General features: G+C 68.3%; 5 protein-coding genes and 1 pseudogene. 2 read left to right on the forward strand and 4 right to left on the reverse strand.

Annotation, left to right across the window (positions count from 1 at the left end):
- From ACWELQ_RS33985 to ACWELQ_RS33995, 3 genes are all read right to left on the reverse strand, one after another.
- Positions 1-1,858: acetoacetate--CoA ligase (locus ACWELQ_RS33985; RefSeq protein WP_452401128.1), on the reverse strand; the 1,858-nt coding region annotated here is incomplete at its 3' end.
- Entirely contained in the window at positions 1,855-2,619 is a 765-nt protein-coding gene (locus ACWELQ_RS33990) for a 3-hydroxybutyrate dehydrogenase (RefSeq protein ID WP_452401129.1), read from the reverse strand. The genes ACWELQ_RS33990 and ACWELQ_RS33985, both read right to left, overlap by 4 nt.
- Positions 2,616-4,010, reverse strand: a complete 1,395-nt coding sequence (locus ACWELQ_RS33995) for an MFS transporter (protein ID WP_452401130.1) — start codon at positions 4,008-4,010, stop codon at positions 2,616-2,618. Before ACWELQ_RS33995 ends, ACWELQ_RS33990 begins: the two co-directional genes overlap by 4 nt.
- A gap of 78 nt (positions 4,011-4,088) precedes the next feature.
- Here ACWELQ_RS33995 and ACWELQ_RS34000 point away from each other — a divergent pair, with 78 nt between their 5' ends.
- Positions 4,089-5,183, forward strand: a complete 1,095-nt coding sequence (locus tag ACWELQ_RS34000) for a LysR family transcriptional regulator (RefSeq protein ID WP_452401131.1) — start codon at positions 4,089-4,091, stop codon at positions 5,181-5,183.
- A gap of 330 nt (positions 5,184-5,513) precedes the next feature.
- Positions 5,514-5,819 (forward strand): hypothetical protein, encoded by a 306-nt coding sequence (locus tag ACWELQ_RS34005; RefSeq protein ID WP_452401132.1) that lies wholly within the window; start codon positions 5,514-5,516, stop codon positions 5,817-5,819.
- 11 nt (positions 5,820-5,830) lie between these two features.
- Here ACWELQ_RS34005 and ACWELQ_RS34010 read toward each other — a convergent pair.
- Positions 5,831-6,547, reverse strand: a pseudogene (locus ACWELQ_RS34010) (sensor histidine kinase); the annotation flags it as partial.
- Between the last annotated feature and the right edge of the window lie 94 nt (positions 6,548-6,641).

Raw genomic sequence — 6,641 nt, forward strand, 5'->3', positions numbered from 1 at the left:
GGCGTTTCAACGGCACCTCGAGCTTCTTTCCGGTGCGGGTGTGGGGAATGCCCGGGGCGGCGATGATGTCGTCGGGGATGTGGCGGGGTGAGAGTTCGGTGCGGATCGCCGTGGTGATCTTCCGCTTCAGGTCGTCGGTCAGGGTGAGGCCGGGGGCGAGGACGACGAACAGGGGCATCCAGTACCCGGCGTCGGGTTGTTCGATGCCCAGGACCAGGGATTCGGCGATCTCCGGGAGCGCCTCGACCGTCTGGTAGATGTCGGCGCTGCCCATGCGGATGCCGTTGCGGTTGAGGGTGGAATCCGAGCGGCCGTGAATGGTGATGCCGCCGTGGGCCGTTCGGGTGATCCAGTCGCCGTGCCGCCATACACCGGGGTACATGTCGAAGTAGGCGTCGCGATAACGGCTGCCGTCGGGATCGTTCCAGAAGGCCACCGGCATGGACGGCATGGGCTTGGTGATCACCAATTCGCCGACCGCGTCGTGGACGGGGCGGCCGGAGTCGTCCCACGCCTCCAGCGCCACACCGAGATACGGGGCCGAGAGTTCACCCGGGCGCACGGGCACGGTGCGGACTCCGCCCATGAACGCCGACACCACATCGGTGCCGCCGCTGATCGAGGAGACCGGAATGTCACCGACGTTGTCGCGCAACCAGATCGACGAGGTCGCGGGGAACGCCGAACCGGTGATGCCGACCTGACGCAGTGCGCTCAGGTCGTGATCGAGCGCCGGACGCGAGCCCGCCTTCTCACAGGCGAGCACATAACCGGGGCTGGTCCCCAGGACCGTGGTGCGCGTGCGGGAGGCCAAGTCCCACAGAGTATCCGGGGCCGGATGTGCTGGGCTGCCGTCGTAGCAGACGATGGTCGCGCCCGCCAGCAGGCCGGAGACCTGGAAGTTCCACATCATCCAGCTCGGGCTGGTGTACCAGAAGAACGTGTCGTCGGGACCGATATCCGATTGCAGGGCAATCGCTTTCAAGTGTTCGAGCAGCACGCCGCCGTGGCCGTGCACGATGCCTTTGGGCTTGCCGGTGGTTCCGGAGGAGTAGAGCACCCACAGCGGGTGCTCGAACTCGACCGGTTCCGGGGTCAGCGGCACGCCGGGGTCCGCGGTGACCGTGTTCCAGTCCAGGACGTCCGGCAGGCGGCCACCGATCCGGGATACCAGCACCGTCGCGGTCAGCGAAGGCAAACCCGCTCGCAGCGTGGCGATCTCCTCGAGCTTGTCATGCACCTTGCCGCCGTAGCGGTAGCCGTCGGCGGTGAGGAGCACGACCGGCTCCAGCTGGCCGAGGCGATCGAGTGCCGCCGAGGCGGTGTAGTCCTGGCCGCACGCGCTCCAGACCGCGCCGATACTCGCGGCGGCCAGGAAGCCGATGACGGCTTCCGGGATATTGGGCAGGTAGCCCACGACCCGATCACCCGGGCTGACACCGAGGTCGCGCAGCGTGCGGGCCAGACCTGCTGTGCGGGAGAGCATCTCATCCCAGGAGAGCTCCCGCTGCGGGGTGTCCTCGCTCAGCGCGAGAATGGCGGGCCGGTCGGCGCGGGCCTGCCGGATCACCCGGTCGACATAGTTGACCTCGGTGCCGGGAAACCAGCGCGCACCCGGCATCCCGGAACCCGCGAGCACCTCGACCGGTGCGTCACCGAGGTCGAAGTACTCCCACACCATCCACCAGAACCCGGCGATATCGTCGACCGACCACTGCCACAGCGCGCTGTAGTCGTCGGCGCGAATCCCGTAGCGCCGCTCCACGAATCGCGCGAAGTCGGTGATCCGCGCCGCCTCGATATCCACCTCGCCCGGAACCCACTGCGGCGCGTGCGCCGCCTCCGCGACCTCGATCATCGGGCGCTCCATCCGCCGTCCATGGTGTACGAGGCCCCGGTCACCATGCGGGCCGCGTCCGAGGCCAGCCAGCCCACCAGCGAGGCGACCTCGTCCGGTTCCACCAGGCGTTTGATCGCGTTGTCGGTCAGCATGATTCGCTCCACCACCTCCTGCTCGGGGATGCCGTGCGCGAAGGCCTGATCGGCGATCTGCTTGTCCACCAGCGGGGTTCGCACATAGCCGGGGTTGACGCAGTTGCTGGTGACCCCGTACGGCCCGCCCTCGAGGGCCGTCACCTTGGACAGCCCCTCGAGCGCGTGCTTGGCGGTCACGTACGCCGCCTTGAACGCCGAGGCCCGAAGTCCGTGCACCGACGAGAGATTGATGATCCGGCCGAACCCCTGCGTGTACATGTGCGGCAGGGCGGCGCGGGTGAGCAGGAACGGGGCCTCGACCATGAGTGCCAGCATGGTGCGGAACCGTTCGGGCGGGAATTCGGTGATCGGGCTGACGGTCTGCACCCCGGCGTTGTTGACCAGGATGTCGGTGCCGAGGGTCAGCTCCTCGAGCGCCGTCACCTGCGACAGATCCACCTGCCAGGTGTGGCCGCCGAATTCGGCGGCCACCTTCTCCGCGCCCTCGCCGTCGATATCGGCGACGGTCACCTCGGCCCCGCGGGCGGCGAGCTCGCGGGCGCAGGCCGCCCCGATACCGCTCGCACCGCCCGTCACCAGTGCCGTCCGCCCGGACAGTTCGCCGAGCAGGGGTCCCTGAGTCATGCCACCTTCACCTTCGCATCCGTCACCGTCGAATTACCCTGCGCGGCCAGGCTTTCCGCGTCCGCGCGGTCGATCTCCTCCAGGTCCACGCCCTTGGTCTCGCGGACGAACAACACCGCCACCGCGGTCACCGCGGCCGCACCCGCCAGATACCAGGCGATGGGCACCGAGGACTTGTAGTCCTCCAGCAGCCGCACCGCGATGATCGGGGCCAGCGAACCCGCCACCAGCGAGGTCACCTGATAGCCCAGGGACACACCGGAATACCGCATCCGGGTGGGGAACATCTCGGCCATGATCGCCGGCTGCGCGGAGTACATCATGCCGTGGAAGACCAGGCCGATCACGACGGCGGACAGGATGATCAGGTTGTTCTTGCTGTCCATCATCGGGAAGGCGAAGAAGCCCCAGGTGCCCGCCGCGATCGCGCCCACCAGGTAGACGGGCTTGCGGCCGAAGCGATCCGAGAGCCGGCCGACCTGCGGAATGATCAGGAAGTGCACGGCGTGCGCGATCAGCAGCCACCACAGGATCACCTTGGTGTTGGCGCCCACGTGCACCTTCAGATAGGTGATCGAGAAGGTGACCACGAGGTAGTACATGATGTTCTCGCCGAAGCGCAGCCCCATCGCGGTCAGCACGCCGCGCGGATACCGCTTGAGCACCTCGAGGGCGCTGATCGAGGCGGCCTTCTCCTGTTCGGCGAGCTGTTGCGCGGCCAGGAAGATCGGCGCGTCGGTGATCTTGGTGCGTACGTAGTAGCCGATCAGCACGACCACCGCCGAGAGCCAGAAGGCCACCCGCCAGCCCCACGACAGGAACGCCGCGTCCGACAGCGTCGAGGTCAGCGCCAGCAGCACGACCGTGGCGAGCATATTGCCCAGCGGCACCGCCGCCTGCGGCCACGACGCCCAGAACGCGCGGCTCTTGCTCGGACTGTGTTCGGCGACAAGGAGAACCGCGCCGCCCCATTCGCCGCCGATGGCGAAGCCCTGCACGAAGCGCAGGATCACCAGAAGCACCGGGGCCAGGTAGCCGACCTGCCCGAAGGTGGGCAGGCAGCCCATCAGGAAGGTGGCCGCGCCGACCAGCACCAGGCTCAATTGCAGCAGCTTCTTGCGGCCGTGCTTGTCGCCGTAGTGCCCGAAGACGATGCCGCCCAACGGCCTTGCCGCGAAACCGACCGCGTAGGTGATGAACGCGGCGAGAATGCCGTCGAGATCATTGCCGCCCTGGGCGAAGAACACCTTGCTGAACACGAGCGTGGCCGCCGTGCCGTAGAGGAAGAATTCATACCATTCGACCACCGTCCCGGCCATGGACGCGGCGACCACCCGCCGCAAACCGGCCAGTCCGCCGCCCGCTCCCGGTGCGCTTTCCCGGACGCTCATCGCGCTACTCCTTCACGCTCGGGCCGCCCCACCCTCATCTGTGACGCGGCCCACAAACTTCGATGCCAAGGAGTATTCGTGCACATCCAACCGCCCGCAATGACCAGTTCCGCAGCCCCAATCTGCAAGAATGCAGAAATGAGCGTGACCTCCGCCACAAGCGGATCCGACCCCGCCGCAAGCCGACCCGACACCACCGCCAATCCACCCGGCACCGCCGCGATTCGCCCCGGCACGGCGTCCAATTCACCCGGCTCTGCCGGAGGTCGGCCTGGGCTTGCCGGTGTGAGTCGGCCCAGTCCGGATGATCTGCTGGTGTTGCTCGCGGTGGGGCGGACTGGGCGGTATGTCTCGGCTGCGGAGGAGTTGGGGATCAACCACACCACCATCTCGCGGCGGATCGCTTCGCTCGAGCAGGCGTTGGGCGGGCGGGTGTTGATTCGCGGGGCGGGTGGGTGGGAGCTCACCGATCTGGGGCGCGAGGCGCTGACCGCGGCCGAGGCCATCGAATCCGCGGTCCGCTCCTTGACTTCCGACACCCCGACACTCGAAGGCGTGGTGCGCATGTCGGCGACCGACGGCTTCAGCGCGTACCTGGCCGCGCCCGCCATCGCGGCCGTGCAGCGCCGTCACCCCAAGCTGACCGTCGAGATCGTCACCGCCACCCGTCTGGCCTCGCTGCAACGCTCCGGGTTCGATATCGAAGTGGTGGTGGGCAAACCTCAATTGCGGCGGGCGCGCGCCATCGCACTGGGCGACTACACCCTCGGCCTCTACGCCTCCCACGGCTACCTCGCCGAGCACCGCGCCCCGGACAGCGTTGAGGATCTGGCCGAGCACTCACTGGTCTACTTCATCGACTCCATGCTCCAGGTCGACGACCTGGACCTGGCCCCCACCTTCGCCCCGATGATGCGCGAATCCCTCTCCTCCACCAATGTTTTCGTCCACGTCGAGGCCACCCGCGCAGCCGCCGGACTGGGCCTGCTCCCCTGCTTCATGGCCGACCGCCACCCCGACCTGGTGCGCGTTCTCCCCGAAATCGCGGTCCGCCTGACCTATTGGCTGGTGAGCCGCCCGGAAACACTGCGCCGCCCAGAAGTCGCCGCTATCGTCGAAGCGCTGCGCGAGCAAGTCGACACCCACCGCGCCATGCTCATGGGCACCAGCTGACCGAATCCAGAGACACCAGGATGCTCGAGGGAGGGCCGTGATTCTCAGCGAAGGCCCGGGATTCCCAGCGGGAGCCTGCTCGCGGCGACAACCAGGTTCGCGACATGGCCAGGTTCGCCCGGGGCCGGGATTCTCAGGGGTCGGAATTCTAGGCGCGGCCGACTTTCTCAACTGGAGTCGGGTCTCTCGGCGGCGGCCAGGCTCTCAACTGGGGTCGGGGATTCTCAGCGGGGACATAGCTCGGACCCATCGCCACCCGATGCGCGGGGCTTTGGATGGGTGTCACGGCAGGCTGATCGGTCGCCGTCCCTCCGAGAAAGGTTCCGCGTCTTGAATTCCTCCTCGAAGACTCCCTCGCGCATGCGCCGCATGACCGTCCGCCTGGCCGTCGCCGGTGCGCTGACCGTGGTGCCGCTCGCCGCCCTCGCCATCCCGGCCACGGCGGCCACGCCCGACAACGGCGTCCCGGAGGTCAGCCAGATCGCCGACCCCGATTGGAACCAGAATCGCGGCGGCGATGATCACCGCGGCGACCAGGATCACCGCGACCGCCCCGGCGACCACGACCGCGGCCCGGACCAGCAGCAGCCCGACCAGCAGCCCGCACCGCTCCCGCCGACCGGCTCCTTCGGCTGACCGCGGCCGCCCTAGTTCGCGGGCTTGGCGGCGGGGAGGTGCACGGTGAATTCGGTTCTGCCGGGCTCACTTTCGACGGTGATTTCACCGCCGTGCGCCTTCACCACCGCGGCCACGATGGCCAGACCGAGTCCCGTGCTGCCCGCTCGCCGCGACCGCGACGAGTCACCGCGGGCGAAGCGTTCGAACACCTCGGGTTGCAGTTCGGCCGGAATGCCGGGGCCGTTGTCGGTGACCCGCCAGCGCGCCCCGCCCCGGCCGTCGTCGGTCAGGGCGGTGGTGACGACGGTGCCGGGACCGGTGTGAACGCGCGCGTTGGTCAGCAGATTGGCCAGCACCTGATGCAGCCGGGCGGAGTCCCCGGTGACCTCGATCGGCTCGGGCGGTAATTCCAACTGCCACTTCAGATCCGGCCCGGCGATATGGGCGTCGGCGACCGCGTCCACGGTCAACTGGGTCAGGTCCACGGACTTCTGCTCGAGCCCGCGACCGGCATCCAGGCGCGCCAGCAGCAGCATGTCCTCGACCAGCGTGGTCATCCGCCGCGATTCCGAATCGACCCGGCTCATCGCGTGCGCGACCACCTCCGGCACCGAATCCCGTTCCCGCTGAGCCAGTTCCGCGTACCCGCGAATGGACGACAGCGGGGTGCGCAGCTCGTGGCTGGCGTCGGCCAGGAAGCGGCGGATGCGGGTCTCGCTGGCGTGCCGCGCCTCGAGGGCGCCGGCCGAAGGCAGCGCACTCGAAATGTCGGCTAGGTCGCTTCATATCCTGCGGGGCTGTTGCACCCGACAGTATGATCGTCGGGATCAGTTGGGGGGC

The sequence above is a fragment of the Nocardia sp. NPDC004722 genome, from assembly GCF_053601505.1.

Coding starts and splice junctions, on each gene's coding strand:
- ACWELQ_RS33995 (WP_452401130.1), bottom strand. CDS start 4,010: ATGAGCGTCCGGGAAAGCGCACCGGGAGCGGGCGGCGGACTGGCCGGT.
- ACWELQ_RS33990 (WP_452401129.1), bottom strand. CDS start 2,619: ATGACTCAGGGACCCCTGCTCGGCGAACTGTCCGGGCGGACGGCACTG.